General features: G+C 75.2%; 15 protein-coding genes. 7 read left to right on the plus strand and 8 right to left on the minus strand.

What is annotated here, in order from left to right; all coding sequences use genetic code 11:
* The first annotated feature begins 65 nt into the window (after nucleotides 1-65).
* From ACRB68_RS30320 to ACRB68_RS30330, 3 genes are all read left to right on the plus strand, one after another.
* Nucleotides 66-953, plus strand: coding sequence for a hypothetical protein (locus tag ACRB68_RS30320; protein WP_153538536.1), 888 nt, complete (start codon nucleotides 66-68; stop codon nucleotides 951-953).
* Nucleotides 954-955: 2 nt separating this feature from the next.
* Nucleotides 956-1555, plus strand: a complete 600-nt coding sequence (locus tag ACRB68_RS30325; protein WP_328594970.1) for a class F sortase — start codon at nucleotides 956-958, stop codon at nucleotides 1553-1555.
* Nucleotides 1556-1756: 201 nt separating this feature from the next.
* Nucleotides 1757-2197: an ASCH domain-containing protein gene (locus ACRB68_RS30330; RefSeq protein ID WP_328594971.1), complete on the plus strand. Its 441-nt coding sequence runs from the start codon at nucleotides 1757-1759 to the stop codon at nucleotides 2195-2197.
* Between the two features lie 104 nt (nucleotides 2198-2301).
* On the opposite strand, the gene mug is transcribed toward ACRB68_RS30330, so the two are convergent.
* From mug to ACRB68_RS30345, 3 genes are read right to left on the minus strand one after another with little or no spacing between them, the layout of a single operon-like run.
* Nucleotides 2302-2868, minus strand: coding sequence for a G/U mismatch-specific DNA glycosylase (gene mug / locus ACRB68_RS30335; protein ID WP_194293513.1), 567 nt, complete (start codon nucleotides 2866-2868; stop codon nucleotides 2302-2304).
* Nucleotides 2868-3584, minus strand: a complete 717-nt coding sequence (locus ACRB68_RS30340) for a sulfite exporter TauE/SafE family protein (RefSeq protein ID WP_328594972.1) — start codon at nucleotides 3582-3584, stop codon at nucleotides 2868-2870. Before ACRB68_RS30340 ends, mug begins: the two co-directional genes overlap by 1 nt.
* 22 nt (nucleotides 3585-3606) lie before the next feature.
* Nucleotides 3607-4548: an aldo/keto reductase gene (locus ACRB68_RS30345; protein WP_153538540.1), complete on the minus strand. Its 942-nt coding sequence runs from the start codon at nucleotides 4546-4548 to the stop codon at nucleotides 3607-3609.
* A 110-nt stretch (nucleotides 4549-4658) separates the two neighbouring features.
* Here ACRB68_RS30345 and ACRB68_RS30350 point away from each other — a divergent pair, with 110 nt between their 5' ends.
* Nucleotides 4659-5276: a LysE family translocator gene (locus ACRB68_RS30350; RefSeq protein ID WP_328594973.1), complete on the plus strand. Its 618-nt coding sequence runs from the start codon at nucleotides 4659-4661 to the stop codon at nucleotides 5274-5276.
* Here ACRB68_RS30350 and ACRB68_RS30355 read toward each other — a convergent pair.
* A complete protein-coding gene (locus ACRB68_RS30355; protein WP_153538542.1) occupies nucleotides 5253-5846 on the minus strand; it encodes a TetR/AcrR family transcriptional regulator in 594 nt (197 codons plus the stop codon). The two genes, ACRB68_RS30350 and ACRB68_RS30355, sit on opposite strands and share 24 nt — an antisense overlap.
* 84 nt (nucleotides 5847-5930) lie before the next feature.
* On the opposite strand from ACRB68_RS30355, the gene ACRB68_RS30360 reads away from it, so the two are divergent.
* Nucleotides 5931-6659 carry an SDR family oxidoreductase gene (locus ACRB68_RS30360; protein WP_153538544.1) on the plus strand — a complete coding sequence of 243 codons (729 nt, stop codon included), beginning with the start codon at nucleotides 5931-5933 and terminating at the stop codon, nucleotides 6657-6659.
* Here the strand turns inward: ACRB68_RS30360 and ACRB68_RS30365 are convergent, their stop codons facing one another.
* The 4 genes from ACRB68_RS30365 to ACRB68_RS30380 form a co-directional block, all read right to left on the minus strand.
* Nucleotides 6660-8315, minus strand: a complete 1656-nt coding sequence (locus tag ACRB68_RS30365) for a tannase/feruloyl esterase family alpha/beta hydrolase (RefSeq protein ID WP_207709870.1) — start codon at nucleotides 8313-8315, stop codon at nucleotides 6660-6662.
* 35 nt (nucleotides 8316-8350) lie between these two features.
* Nucleotides 8351-9724 carry an MFS transporter gene (locus ACRB68_RS30370; protein ID WP_153538546.1) on the minus strand — a complete coding sequence of 458 codons (1374 nt, stop codon included), beginning with the start codon at nucleotides 9722-9724 and terminating at the stop codon, nucleotides 8351-8353.
* Between the two features lie 215 nt (nucleotides 9725-9939).
* Nucleotides 9940-10572, minus strand: a complete 633-nt coding sequence (locus tag ACRB68_RS30375; RefSeq protein ID WP_153538548.1) for a 3-oxoacid CoA-transferase subunit B — start codon at nucleotides 10570-10572, stop codon at nucleotides 9940-9942.
* Nucleotides 10572-11339 carry a CoA transferase subunit A gene (locus tag ACRB68_RS30380; RefSeq protein ID WP_153538550.1) on the minus strand — a complete coding sequence of 256 codons (768 nt, stop codon included), beginning with the start codon at nucleotides 11337-11339 and terminating at the stop codon, nucleotides 10572-10574. The genes ACRB68_RS30375 and ACRB68_RS30380 overlap by 1 nt, the downstream gene beginning before the upstream one ends.
* A gap of 246 nt (nucleotides 11340-11585) precedes the next feature.
* On the opposite strand from ACRB68_RS30380, the gene ACRB68_RS30385 reads away from it, so the two are divergent.
* Entirely contained in the window at nucleotides 11586-12536 is a 951-nt protein-coding gene (locus tag ACRB68_RS30385) for a 3-hydroxyacyl-CoA dehydrogenase family protein (protein WP_194293514.1), read from the plus strand.
* 10 nt (nucleotides 12537-12546) lie between these two features.
* Nucleotides 12547-14430: a helix-turn-helix domain-containing protein gene (locus ACRB68_RS30390; RefSeq protein WP_153538554.1), complete on the plus strand. Its 1884-nt coding sequence runs from the start codon at nucleotides 12547-12549 to the stop codon at nucleotides 14428-14430.
* The last annotated feature ends 7 nt before the right edge of the window (nucleotides 14431-14437 follow it).

The following is a 14437-nucleotide window of genomic DNA, read 5'->3' on the forward strand; positions in this document are numbered from 1 at the left end:
GGCACCGTTTCGCGCGTCACACCTGTGATCGACGGACCGAGCCCACCCTCCCGGCAAGGAGCCATATGGGCATCACAAGACTCGCCGCCGCGGGCGCCGTATCGGGGGCCGCGCTCCTCGGCGCGGCCGCCCCCGCCGTCGCGGCGCCCCCCGCGGACGAGCCGGCCGGCCCGCCCAAGATCACCTCCGGCGCCTTCCCGGCCGAGCCGGGCGGGAACCTGGAGCTGCGCGTGACCGGCTGCGCCGGCTCGCCGCACGTCCTGCCGAACAAGCTGTTCTTCAAGAACGACCCGGCGGACTGGAACGAGCAGGGCAAGGGCGTGTGGACGGCGATCGCCACCACCGCGTCCGACCTCGAGCCCGACCACGTCTACACGGCCAAGTTCTTCTGCCGCACCGGCAAGGGGCTGGAGGCCTTCGAGCTGTCGGTGCGGACGCCGCACCGGACGACGCCGCCGCCGACGCCCCCGCCGACGTCCGGTCCCGGCAAGCCGCCGCCCGGCAAGGACCCCCGCTTCAAGTTCGGATTCGACGACGTGCGCCTGTCGTCGCGGCGCGTCCTGCCGGGCGGCAACGTCGACATCAACGCGACCTGCCCGGTCCAGCCGACGGCCTCGTCGTCGTCGTTCGTGGAGCAGCCGCGCATGGACGCGGTCGACAACTCCGGCGACCGGTGGGAGGGCAACGGGCGGTTCAAGAAGCACCTGCCCGCGATCGTCCGGCTCACCGTCACCTGCCCGGGCTACGGCTCGGTCACCTTCAGCACCAGGCCGGGCAGCGACCGGGCGGAGGACGGCGGCCCGACCATCCCGCAGGGCGCGCCCGACACCGGCGACGGCAGCACCGCCCACGGGCGGGACCCGGCCCCGGCCCTCACCGGCGGCGCGCTCGCGGCGCTGGCGGCCGTGGGCGGCGGCGTCGTGCTGCGCCGCCGCGCGAAGGGGAACACCTGAACGTGCGGGCAGGCCGCCTCGTCCTCGGCACGGCGGCCTGCGTCCTCGCGCTGGCCGGCTGCGGCTCCGACGACTGGGACGGCGGCCCGGTCGACCCCGGCGGCCCGGGCAAGGCCGCCGCCGGGGCGGGCGCGGCGCCGCTGCCCCGGTCGCAGCCCGCCGCGATCACGATCCCGCGCATCGGCGTCTCGGCGCCGGTGACGGAGCTCGGGCTGCAGCCGGACGGCAGGATCGAGACGCCGCCGCTGTCCACGCCGAACCTGGCGGGCTGGTGGGAGCGCGGCCCGACGCCCGGCGAGGGCGGCCCGGCGGTGATCCTCGGCCATGTCGACGCGAACAAGAGGCCGGCCGTCTTCGCGCGGCTGCGCGAGCTGCGGCCCGGCGACCGGGTGCGGGTGCGGCGGCGCGACGGGAGGACGGCCACGTTCGCCGTCGAGCGCGTCGAGCGCGTCGCCAAGTCCGCGTTCCCCGGCGAGAAGGTCTACGCCGAGGACCTGGACTACCCGGCGCTGCGGCTGGTGACCTGCGGCGGCTCGTTCGATCCGGGCAGCGGCCACTATGTGGACAACATCATCGCCTACACCCGGATGGTGCAGAACTGATCTTCCCGGCGTGCCAGGTTGCCCGGCGCGCCAACGCATGAAAAAACATCCTTTGAACCATTCGACCGGCCCGCACGTTGTCGTGGCACCTGACCAACGGGTGCGGACCGGATGACCCCCTGGATACTCCGCCCGGAAACGGGCACCACCGTCCGGACGGCCCGGTCGATGGAGACCAGGCGAGCACGGGAGGTGGACCGCGTGCAGGCGATCAGCGTTCAGCAGCCCTGGGCCTTCGCGATCGCGCGGGGAGGCAAGGCCGTCTACAACCAGCGGCAGCCGGCCTCCTACCGGGGCCCGCTGCTGGTCTACGCGGCGATGCGCGTCGACCTGAAGGCGTGCGACTCGCCGCTGATCCAGGAGGCCGGCTGGGATCCGCGCGACCCGCTCGCCGCGATCGGCGCGATCATCGCGACCGCCGAGCTGACCGAGGTGTGCTCGGCCGCGGTGCAGGGCGGCACCTGCGACTGCGGCCCGTGGGCCGACCCGGGCGCGTACCACTGGCGCCTGGCGGACGTGCTGCCGCTGCCCCGGCCGATCGTGACGCTCGGCCGCCCCGACGTGTGGGAGCCCAAGCCGGCGCTCGTCACCGAGGTCCGCGCGATGCTCGCCGCGTCGGCCGCCCTCAACCACTCCCCCTGACCGCGTCGGCCGCCTCGCGCAGCCGCGTCGGCTCGGCCGCCATCCGGTAGATCGGTCGGCTGGCGTTCAGGCCATAGGGGCTCGGGGCAGCACCCACAGCCTCCTCAGCCGTCCTCCTTGAGCGCGTCGGCCGCCTCGCGCAGCCGCGCGAACTCGGCGGCCATCCGGTCGATCGGCCAGCTGGCGTTCAACCCGCTGGGGTTGGGCAGTACCCACAGCCGCGCCGGACCGAACGTCTCGTCCTGCGGGCCGATCTGGGTGTGCGGTTTGCCGAAGGCCGTCCGGTAGGCGGTGACGCCCGCGACGGCGAGGTAGGCGGGCCGCCGCCGCTCGACCAGCTCGGCGAGCCGCCTGCCGCCCTCGCGCAGTTCCTCGGCGGTCAGCTCGTCGGCGCGCGCGGTGGTGCGGGGCGCGAGGTTGGTGATGCCGAGGCCGAGTCCGGCCAGCAGGTGCTGCTCGGCGGGCGAGAACTGCCGGTCGGTGAACCCCGAGCGGTGCAGGGTGGGCCAGAAGCGGTTGCCGGGGCGGGCGAAGTGGCGGCCGGTCGCCCCCGAGTACAGGCCCGGGTTGATCCCGCAGAACAGCACCCGGAAGAACGTGCCCTCGGGCGGCAGGACATCGGGGACCAGGCGGTCGCGGGCGGCCTCCAGATCGGCCTTGGTGGGACGCATCAGACCAGGTTACGCACGATCAGGGTGACGGCGGAGCCGCCCACCACGACCAGGATGGCCAGGCGCAGCCGGTCGCCGTCCAGGTACCGGCGGAGCGGGCCGGCCAGCAGGAAGCCGGCCAGCACGAACGGGGTGAGCGCGAGCCCGGCGACCACCTGCCGGGCCGGCAGCTGGCCGAGCGCGGCGAGGGTGACCAGCGACAGCAGCGCCCCGCCGGTGAAGAACACCGCGAGTGTCGCGCGCACCCGCGGGCCGCTCTCGCGCTGGTAGAGCAGCGCGAGCGGCGGCCCGCCGATCGCCGAGGCGGTACCGGTGGCGCCGGCGACAAGCCCGGCGGCCGCGAGAGTGGTCCGGTTGCGCGGCACCGTCCCGGCCCAGACGGTGGCGCCGAGCGCGGCCAGCACGACCGCGCCGACACCGACGCCGAGGGCGCGGGCCGGGGCGGCCGCGACCACCCAGACGCCGAGCGGCGTCCCGGCGACGCGGCCGCCGAAGGCCCAGCCGAGGCCCCGCAGGTCGGCGTGCCGGGCCTCGCCCGCGAGGGTGGCGAGCGGAAGCACCGCGGCCGCCACCAGGATCGCGCCCGGCATCAGCGACGGGAACAGCAGCGTCACCACCGGCGTGGCGACCAGCCCGACGCCGAGGCCGACGCTGCCCTGCACGATCGAGCCGACCAGCACGGCCAGCCCGCCGGCCAGCAGGAAATCAACAGGCACGGGACGGAAGGCTACATCCCGGTCAGGCGGAGGCCTCGTCCAGCAGCGCGGTCTCGGCGTCGGTCAGCCGGGTCGTCGCCGACGCCAGCAGCGGCGGGAGCTGCTCGACGCTGCGGGCGCTCGCGATCGGCGCGGCGACGGTCGGCCGGCCCGCCAGCCAGGCGAGCGCCACGGTCGCCACCTCGGCGTCCCGCTCCCGCGCGACCTGGTCCAGCGCGGCCAGGACCTTGCGGCCCCGCTCGCTCTCCAGGTGCTCGGCGGCGCGGCCGGCGCGCGGGCTGTCGACCTGCGCGCCCGGCCGGTACTTGCCGGTCAGGAACCCCGACGCGAGCCCGTAGTAGGGCACCGCGGCCAGGCCGTGCCGGGCGGCGACGTCGCGCAGCTCCCCCTCGTAGGTGTCGCGGGACACCAGGTTGTAGTGCGGCTGCAGGGCGACGTAGGCGGCGAGGCCCTCGCGCTCGCTGAACGCCAGCGAGGCCTCCAGCCGCTCGGGCGAGATGTTGGACGCCGCGATCTCGCGGACCTTGCCCTCGCGCACCAGCGCGTCCAGCGCCGTGATGATCTCCTCGACCGGGACCGAGGTGTCGTCGAAGTGGGTGTAGTACAGGTCGATGCGGTCGGTGCCGAGGCGGCGCAGCGACGCCTCGGCGGCGGCCTTGATGTTCGGGCCGGCCAGGCCTTTGAACTCGGGGTGCCCGCCGACCTTGGTGGCGATGACGACGTCGTCGCGGTTGCCGCGGGCGGCGAGCCAGGCGCCGAGGACCTCCTCGGACTCGCCGCCGCGGTGGCCGGGCACCCAGGCCGAGTAGACGTCGGCGGTGTCGACGAAGTTGCCGCCGCCCTCGGCGTAGCCGTCCAGCACGGCGAAGGAGGCGTCGCGGTCGGCGGTCCAGCCGAACACGTTGCCGCCGAGCGACAGCGGGAAGACGCCGAGCGAACCGATCTTGCTGGTGAGGTGGGCCATGCCAGCCACAATTCCCTTCCGATCATCGATATTCCGTGCCGTTCCCCTTCCCGCATCGCTCCCGGAGATCACCACCGCCGCCCCGATGCCCGTTGTGCAAGCATGTGGGCGTGCTGACCGCCTGCCTCGCCTTCGCCGCCGTCGCCCTGCTGGTGACGGTCACCCCCGGCCTCGACACCATGCTCGTGCTGCGCGCCACCGTGACCGGCGGCCGCCGCGTCGGCTACGTCGCCGGGCTCGGCGTCGCGGCCGGCTGCCTGGCATGGGCGGTGGCGAGCGCGGCGGGGCTGACCGCGCTGCTGTCGGCGTCCCGCCTGGCCTTCGACGCGCTGCGCGTCGCGGGCGCCTGCTACCTGCTGTGGCTCGGCGCCCGCGCCCTGTGGACGGCCCGGCGGGCCACCGCGGAGGCGCCCGCCGAGGAGGGGCCGATGACGGGCCGTGCCGCGCTGCGCACCGGCTTCGACACCAACCTGCTCAACCCCAAGATCGGCGTCTTCTACATGTCGCTGCTGCCGCAGTTCGTGCCGGACGGGGCGTCGGTGTTCTGGACGAGCCTGCTGTTCGCCGCGATCCACGCCGTGCAGGGCCTGCTGTGGTTCGGGCTGGTCGTCGGCGTCGCGGGCGCGGCCCGCCGGATGCTGGCCCGGCCCGCCGTCCGGCGCCGGGTCCAGCAGGTCACCGGCCTGGCCTTCATCGGCTTCGGGCTACGCCTGGCGGCCGAGGGCTAGCGCGGCGACCGAGCGGGCCAGCTCCGCGGCCTGCGCGGGGCCGAGCGGGGCGTGGCCGACCAGGATCCGGTACCACAGCACGCCGTAGACCTGGTCGATCAGCAGCTCGACGTCGGCTCCGGGAGCGAGGTCGGCCCGCTCGAAGACCTCCCGGAGCGCCTGCCTGCGGCGCGCGATGAACGCGCGCATCACCTCACCGGCCGGCTCGTCGCGCTGCGCCTCGGCCATCGCCCCGCGCAGTGCCGCCGCCATCCGCGGGTTCCCGGCGGCCCGGAAGGTCGCGGCGACGAACGCGGCGAGGTCGCCCCCCAGGGAGCCGGTCGCCGGGGCCGGCACGTCGGTCTCGGCGCGCTCGCCGAGCGCCTCCAGCAGGACCGCGCCCTTGGACGGCCACCAGCGGTAGATCGTCTGCTTGCCGACGCCGGCGGCGGCGGCGATCCGGTCGATGGTCACCGGCCCCTCGTCGGCGCTGCCGAGCAGCTCGACCGCGGCGTCCAGGATGGCCCGCCGGGCGGCCTCGTTGCGCCGCCGCCCGGTATGCGGGCGGCGTTCGGTCTCCTCGTGCTCCATGTCCCCACCCTACCCACTTGACGAAACCGGGAGTCTCGGCAAATACTTGTCGAGACAGAAGGTCTCGATAAATGGGGAGCCGACATGACACTGACCGGACGACGCGTGCTGGTACTGGGCGGCAGCTCGGGGATCGGCGCGGCCACCGCCGCACTGCTCGCCGCGCAGGGCGCCGAAGTGGTGATCACCGGCCGGGACGAGGCCCGTCTCGCCGCCACCGCCGCCGGCATCGAGGGCAAGGTCACCGCCCGCCGGGTGGACGCCGCCGACGACGCCGCGCTGACCGCGTTCTTCGCCGAGGACACCACCTACGACGCCCTCGTGCTGGCCCTCAGCGGCGGCTCGGGCGCCGGCCCGATCGCCACCTTGGACCTGGCCGAGCTGCGCGGCGGCTTCGAGGGCAAGTTCTGGCTGCACCTGCGGATCCTGCAGGCCGCGCTGCCCCGGCTCGCCGCGGACGGCTCGATCACCTTCATCACCGCGTCCTCGGCGCGCGCGGCGCTGCCCGGCACCGCCGGCCTCGCCGCGATCAACGGGGCGCTGGAGGCGATGGTGGGCCCGCTCGCCGCCGAGCTGGCACCGCGCCGGGTGAACGCGGTCTCCCCCGGCGTCATCGCGACGCCGTGGTGGGACGCGATGCCGGCCGAGCAGCGGGAGGCGATGTTCGCCGAGCACGCCGCCGCGCTGCCGGTCGGCCGGATCGGGCAGGCCGAGGACGTCGCCCAGGCCGTCGCGCTGACCACCGCCAACGGTTTCATGACCGGGCAGGTGATCGAGGTCAACGGCGGCCTGTCCCTGGCCACCGGCCGCTGATCAGCCACCCCGGCAGGTGAAGCTGCCGGCGTCGCCGGGATCGCCCGAGCCCTTGTAGCGAGGCCAGGCCGGGTACTCGCACAGGGGCCGGGCGCGCCCCGCCGCGGCCGGACCGGTGTCGCGCACGACGGGGTCCCTGGGCGGGGCGCCGTTCTCGGCCCAGTCCTCCAGGACGGTGAGCGAATCCCAGCCGGCGGTGAAATCGGCCTTGACGTTGGCGTGGTTGGCACCGGGCACGGTGTAGAAGCGGGCGAACCCGTTCGTCGCCCGCGCCCCCATGGTCGCGCGGACCCGGGCGAAGTACTGCGCGGTGGAGCGGTGGCTGACCAGCTCGTCGGCCAGGCCGTGGACGAGGAGGAGGCGGCCTCCGGCGGCGGCGAAGCGCCGCAGGTCGGGGTCTTTGACGTCCTGGAGGGCCGACAGCTCGCTGATGCGGGCGCGCCACCGGCCGGGCCGGCGCGGGTCGACCGCCAGCGAGGCGTGGCCGGGGTCCCTGGTGACGGCGTACCGGATCCACTGGTCCCAGAACTGGACGCCGTAACCGCCGGACTTGGGCATCGGGTCGGCCGGGGCCGCGGTGCCCATGCCGAGCAGCGGCGTGGTCATGGCGGCGCCCGACAGGAACGGGAAGCCGGGGTATCCGGTCTCGCCGCTGGCGATCCGGTAGGGCAGCCGCAGCGGGGCGGACAGCGCCCGGACGGCCCGGATCTGCCGGTCCGTCAGGCAGGTGCCCGCCTCGTGGTGGCGGCCGGCGCAGCGCAGGACGCGCGGGTCGAAACGGCAACCCCGCTCGTTGGAGACGATGCCGTCCCGGACGCCGTCGCCGGCGTCGCAGGCGGCGATCACGCTGCGGTGGAGCAGGTCCTGCTCGGCCGGCCCGGGGAAGGCCCCCGGCCGCGACAGGATCTGGGCCTCGTACCCGAAGAACAGGTCCAGGGCCGCGGCGTTCCAGGCGGGGTAGGCCGCGATGACCCCCTGGAAGTCGCGGGGCCAGCGCTGCGCCACGGCGAGCGCCTCGCGTCCGCCCGACGAGCCCCCGGCGAAGTAGCCGCGGGCGGGCACGGCCCCACCGTACCGGCGGCCGATGAGGTGGACGGCGGCGTCCCGCGTCTTCTTCAGGGCGTCGCCGGCGAAGTTGCGCAGCGCCTCGTCGTTGACGGCGAACGAGCCGTCCAGCGACGTGGCGGGCTGGAAGCCGGGGGCCGCCTGGTGCCCCGAGTCGCTCGCGAAGGTGGCGTAGCCGCGTCCGAGCGGGGTGGGCCGGTCGGGCAGGCCGTAGGGCACGTTCCCGGCGATGTTGGGAATCGTGCCGTCGTATCCACCGCCGCCGAACATCATGGTCTTGCCGTTCCAGGCCGTGGGCAGGGCGATCCGCATCAGGATGTCGGGCGCCGCGGGATCCACCGGGTGCAGGGCCGCCTCCACCCGGCAGTACTCGCCGACGGCCGTGGCGCCCTGCCCGGAGGCGGGGACGAGCACCGCCTGGCGGACCTGCCCGCCGCGGGTCGGCAGGCCGATCGCCGAGGCGGGGACGGCCAGGCCGTCCAGCCCGGCGCAGGTCTCGGCCGCGGACGCCGGCGCGGCTCGCAGGGGGCCGGCCATCGCGGCCGCCAGCATGACGGCGCCTCCGGCGACCAGGGTTCTGCCTCGGTTCATGGCGGCCTTTCCGAGCGGGGGGCCTGGGGGGCGCGTCACGAGCCGGCGACCGGCTGCCGGGCGGGCGCGACGGTGGCGTGCGCGCCGGCCAGCGGACGGTCCAGGTCGCGGCCGCGCGTCTCCCTGATCAGCGCGACGGTGACGGTGGTGACGATGGCGGCCAGGGACACGTACAGGGCGACCGGGGTGGCCGAGCCGTAGTCCTTGAGGAGCTCGACGGCGATGACGGGGGCGAGGGCACCGGCGACGATGGAGGAGAGCTGGGACCCCATCGACGCGCCCGAGTAGCGGACGCGGGTGTCGAACATCTCCGACACGAACGCCGCCTGCGGCCCGTACATCGCGCCGTGCAGCAGCAGCCCGACGGTGACGGCGGCGGTGATGACGGCGAACGACCTCGTGTCGACCAGGGCGAAGAACGCGAACGCCCACACCGCCATGCCGGCCGACCCGATCAGGGTGACCGGGCGGCGGCCGATCCGGTCCGACAGCGCGCCCCAGGCGGGGATCGTGACGAAGTGGACGGCCGAGCCGATGAGGACCGCGTTCAGCGCGGTGCCCTTGCCGAGCTTCAGGTGGGTGGTCACGTACACCAGCAGGAACGAGGTGAGGATGTAGTAGGAGATGTTCTCCCCGAACCGGGTGCCGATCGCCCCGAGCACCTGCCGCCAGCCGGTGCGGAACACCTCCACGACCGGGGCCGCCTCCTTCCCGCCGGCCTCGGCGCGGGCCTTGGCCGCCAGGAACAGCGGCGACTCCGACACCGTCACGCGGATCCACAGCCCGACGGCCACCAGCACGCCCGACAGCAGGAACGGCACGCGCCATCCCCAGGACAGGAACGCCGCGTCGGACTGCACGGCCGCCAGCAGCGCCAGCACCCCGGTGGCCAGCAGGTTCCCACCGGGGGCGCCCGACTGCGGCCAGGAGGCCCAGAAGCCGCGCCGGTCCGCGCCGCCGTGCTCGGAGACGAGCAGGACCGCGCCGCCCCACTCGCCGCCGAGCGCGAAGCCCTGCACCAGGCGCAGCGCGGTCAGCAGGACCGGGGCGAGGACGCCGGCCGTGGCGTAGGTGGGCAGCAGGCCCATCGCGAACGTCGCGCCGCCCATCATCAGCAGGCTGACCACCAGCAGCTTCTTGCGGCCCACCCGGTCGCCGAAGTGGCCGAACACCACCCCGCCGAGCGGCCGGGCGGCGAAGCCGACCGCATAGGTGAGGAACGCGATCAGCGTGCCGGTCAGCGGGTCGCCGGTGGGGAAGAACAGCTTGTTGAACACGAGCGCGGCGGCGCTGCCATAGAGGAAGAAGTCGTACCACTCGATGGTGGTGCCGATCAGGGAGGCGCCGACGATGCGGGCGATGCCGCCCGGTCGGGCCGGCGGCGGTACGGAGCTGCTGGCGTCGGTCATGGGAGGGCTGCTTCCTGCAAGGAGGGCGCTGTGATCCACGCCACTCGGAGGGTTGTGACAGGGAACGCTAGGTGGCGGCCGGACCGGTGACCACGTGAACGGAACCCACATTTCGCCCGCGGTGCGGTGTGCGGCGCACACACCTCCGGCGCCGTGTGGCGCCCGTAGAGCCCCCGCGGTGTCGCCGTCGGGTGGGTCGGAGGCTCTACGGGCCGTCAGGTGAGCGCGACCGGCGCGCCGGTGGCGGCCGCGACGTCGCCCGGGGTGACGCCGGGGGCGGTCTCGGCGAGCCGCAGGCCGCCGGGGGTGACGTCGAGGATGCCGAGGTCGGTGATGATCCGCTGCACGCAGCCGACGCCGGTGAGCGGCAGGGTGCACTCGGCGACGATCTTGGGACTGCCGTCGCGGGCGGTGTGCTCGGTGAGCGCGAGGACGCGGCGGGCGCCGTGGACCAGGTCCATCGCGCCGCCCATGCCCTTGACGATCCTCCCCGGGATCGTCCAGTTGGCCAGGTCGCCGCGTGCCGAGACCTGCATCGCGCCGAGGATCGCGGTGTCGATGTGGCCGCCGCGGATCATGGCGAACGACAGCGCCGAGTCGAAGAAGGCGGCGCCGGGCAGCGCGGTGACGGTCTCCTTGCCCGCGTTGATCAGGTCGGGGTCGACCTCGTCCTCGGCCGGGTAGGGGCCGGTGCCGAGGATGCCGTTCTCCGAGTGCAGCACGACGTGCACACCCGCCGGGACGTGCTCGGGCACGAGCGTCGGCAGTCCGATGCCGAGGTTGACGTAGCCGCCGTCGGTGAGCTCGGCGGCGGCGCGGGCGGCCATCTGGTCGCGGGTCCAGGGCATCAGAGCGGGGTCCTCTCGGCGAGGGTGCGGCGCTCCACGGGCTTGTCGGCGGCCTGCGCGGGGGTGAGCGCCACCACCCGCTGCACGAAGACGCCCGGCAGGTGGACCTGGTCGGGATCGATCTCCCCCGGTTCCAGCAGCTCCTCGACCTCGGCGACGGTGACGCGCCCGGCCATCGCCGCCGGCGGGTTGAAGTTGGCGGCCGAGCGGTGGAAGACCAGGTTGCCGTGCCGGTCGCCGCGGGCGGCGTGCACGAGGGCGAAGTCGCAGGTGATCGCCCGTTCCAGGACGTGCTCGCGGCCGTCGAACACCCGGGTCTCCCGGCGCGGGGAGGCCACGGCGACCGCCCCGTGGGCGTCGTGGCGCCAGGGCAGCCCGCCGCCCGCGACCGGGGTGCCGACGCCGGCGGGGGTGTAGAAGGCCGGGATCCCCGCTCCCCCGGCGCGCAGCCGCTCGGCCAGCGTGCCCTGGGGGATCAGCTCCACCTCCAGCTCGCCGGCCAGGTACTGGCGTGCGAACTCCTTGTTCTCGCCCACGTAGGAGGCGGTGACGCGGGCGACGCGGCCGGCCCGCAGCAGGACGCCGAGGCCCCGGTCGTCGACGCTGCAGTTGTTGGAGACCAGCCGCAGCCCGCCGGCGCCGTGGCCGAGCAGGGCGCGGATCAGCGTTTCGGGGACGCCGCAGAGGCCGAACCCCCCGACGGCCAGGGACGCCCCGTCCCCGATGTCGGCCACCGCCTCGGCGGCGCTTGCGATCACTTTGTCCATGCGGCTCTGCTCCATGGGTCGGTCGGGTGGGCGGCTGGCCCGGGACGCCGACCATTAGAGGTCCCCTGCCCGGGGCCTTCCATGGACCCCGCTCACACAATCGGCGATCACCGGATGGCGCTCTCCCACACCGGCGACCGGCCACACCCCGCGCGGACAGCGGTGTGGACGATCCACATTGAACCGGCCCCGCCGCCGACCTACCGTGTGGACCCACCATCGGCCAACGGAAACGGGGCTCGGCTCATGACCAGGTTCGGCATCGTCGGCGGCGGCCTCATGGGGCACGGGATCGCCGTGGCACTGGCGCGGGCGGGCCATGCCGCCGCCGTCCACGACGTGGACCCCCGGACCCTGGCCGCCCTCCCCGCCCGGGTCCGCCGGGCGCTGGCCGAATGCGGGGCCGGCGGGCCGCAGGCCGAGCGGACCGCCGCCCGCGTCACCGCGGCGCCCGCGCTCGGGGACCTCGTGCGGGACGCGGACGTCATCGTGGAGGCGGTGCCCGAGCGGCTGGAGGTCAAGCACCGGGTGCTGGCCGCGCTGGAGTCCCTCGCCGCGCCCGGGACGCCGGTCTGGACCAACACCTCGGTGCTGTCGATCACGCGGGTGGCCGAGGGGATGGCGCACCCGGGGCGGCTGGTCGGCGTGCACTGGTGGAACCCGCCCTACCTCGTCCCGCTGGTGGAGGTGGCTCCGGGCGCCCGCACCGAGCGGCGCCTCGTCGACGAGGCCTGCGCCCTGCTCGCCGCGATGGGCAGGACCACCGTCCGGCTGCGGCGCGACGTGCCCGGCTTCGTCGGCAACCGGCTGCAGTTCGCGCTGGTGCGCGAGGCGCTGCACCTGCTCGACCAGGGGGTCTGCGACCCGGCGACCATCGACACCGTCATGCGCTCCAGCCTGGGGCTGCGCTGGTCGGCCGTCGGGCCGATGGAGAACGCCGACTACATCGGCCTGGAGCTGACCCGCGACATCCTGGGCAGCCTGGCGCCGCACCTGTCCAGCGACACCGGGGCGTTCCCCGGCATCGACGTGCCGCTGGGCGAGGGCCGCCGGGGACGCTCCTGCGGGGCGGGCCTGCTGCCCTGGCCGCCCGGCCGGGACGCCGAGGTCGCGCGGCGCCTCAGCGCGGGCATCCGCCGCAATCTCGCCGGACCGGCGGCGGCCGGCTCCGGCGCCCCCGCCCCGGCGACGCGATGAGGTGACGGCGATGGCCGCGGACGAGTCGTTCCTCCGGCTGCTCCTCGACGACGCCGGCGTCGCCGCGTTCGACGCGCCGGTGGAGGACGCCCGCGCGGCGGGCGCCCGGCCAGAGCGGCTGGCCCACCTGGAGCGGGAGCGGGCCGTCGCGCTGCGCCTGCGCGAGCTGCTGGCCCGGCACCGCCGCAACGAGGCCGAGCTCCAGCTGCTCAACGACACCGCCAACGACCTGGCCTCCATGCGCGACCTGGACTCGATCCTGCGGGCGATCTCCGACCGCGCCCGCCGGCTGCTGGACTGCGACCTGGCCTACATCAGCCTGAGCGACCGCGACCGCGGCGACTGCTACATCAAGGCCGCCTCGGGCAACATCTCCGGCCTGCTGCACGAGCTGCGGCTGCCCAAGGGCACCGGGGTGGGCGGCCTGGTCGCGCGCACCGGCGAGCCCTACAGCGCCTCCTGCTACATGTCCGACGAGTCGATCGTGCGCACCCCCGAGATCGACCGCACCGTGGTCGCCGAGCGCATCGACTCGCTGGTCGGGGTCCCGCTCAAGATCAAACAGGAGGTCATCGGCGTCCTGCTCGCCGCGCACCGGGGCGTGCGCGCCTTCACCGGCCACGACATCAGCGCGCTGGCGATGCTGGGCGCCCACGCGGCGGTCGCGATCGAGAACGCGCGGCTGCTGGCCGCCGCGCGGTCCGCGGTCGCGGACCTGCGGACCGCCAACGCCACGATCGGCTCCTACGTGCAGGACCTGGAGCGCGCGGCCGACGTCCACGAACGGCTCACCAGGCTGGTCCTGCGGGGCAAGGGCGTCGACGACGTCGCCCGCGCCGCCGCGGACGCGCTGCCCGGCGAGGTGGTCGTGGTCGACGAGCACGGCGGGGTGATCACCGCCACCGGCGCCGTCACCGCGTCCGCCGCCCAGGAGCTGGCCGCCGTCAGCGCCCGGGCCCGCGCGTCCGGGCGCACCCTGGTCCAGGACGGCCTGTGCGCCGTTCCCCTGATCACCGAGTCCGAGGACCTCGGCGCGGTGCTCCTGCTCGGCGGGGCGGCGCCCGGCGACACCGACCGCCGCATCCTGGAGCGCGCCGCGCTGGCGGCCTCGCTGGTCCTGGTGACGCGCCGGCGCATCGCCGAGGCGCAGGCGCGGGTGGGCGGCGAGCTGCTCACCGAGCTGCTGGCCACCGAGCCGCGCGACCACGACCTGCTGCAGCACCGGGCGCGGATCCTCGGCGTCGACCTCGGCGCCTGCCGCAACATGATCGTCGCGCAGACCGACGGGGCCTCCCCCGTGCGCGTCCACGCCCTGACCGCGGCGCTGGCGCGCCGCCAGGGCGGCCTGGCGGCCCACCACGAGGGGGCGGTGGTGCTGCTGCTGCCCGGCGACGACCCGCACGCCGTCGCCCGCGCCGCCGTGCGCGAGCTGTCGCGCGCCTGCCACCACCCGGTCACCGCCGGCACGGCGCGGGCCGCGCACGTCACCCGGATCGCGGCGGCCTACGAGGAGGCGGCCCGGTGCATGCGCACGCTGCTGGCGCTCGGACGCGTCGGCGACATCGCCGACGCCCGCGGCCTGGGCTTCGTGGGGACGCTGTTCAACGGGCGGCCCGACATCGGCGCCCTCATCCGCACCACGCTCGGCCCGGTCCTCGACTACGACCGCGCGCACCGCTCCGAGCTGCTCCACACGCTGGAGGTGTTCTGCGCCAACAACCAGAACACCAAGAACACCGCACAGGCGCTCCATCTGCACGCCAACACCGTCACCCAGCGCCTGAACCGCATCACCCGGCTGCTCGGCGAGTCCTGGCGCCAGGCCGACCACCTCCTCGAGGTGCACATCGCGCTGCGGCTCCTCAAGGCCGGCGAGCAGGAGCCGCAGCGCTAGCGCCCAG

Origin of the sequence: Actinomadura macrotermitis (genome assembly GCF_009604375.1) — a bacterium.
Lineage (GTDB): Bacteria > Actinomycetota > Actinomycetes > Streptosporangiales > Streptosporangiaceae > Spirillospora > Spirillospora macrotermitis.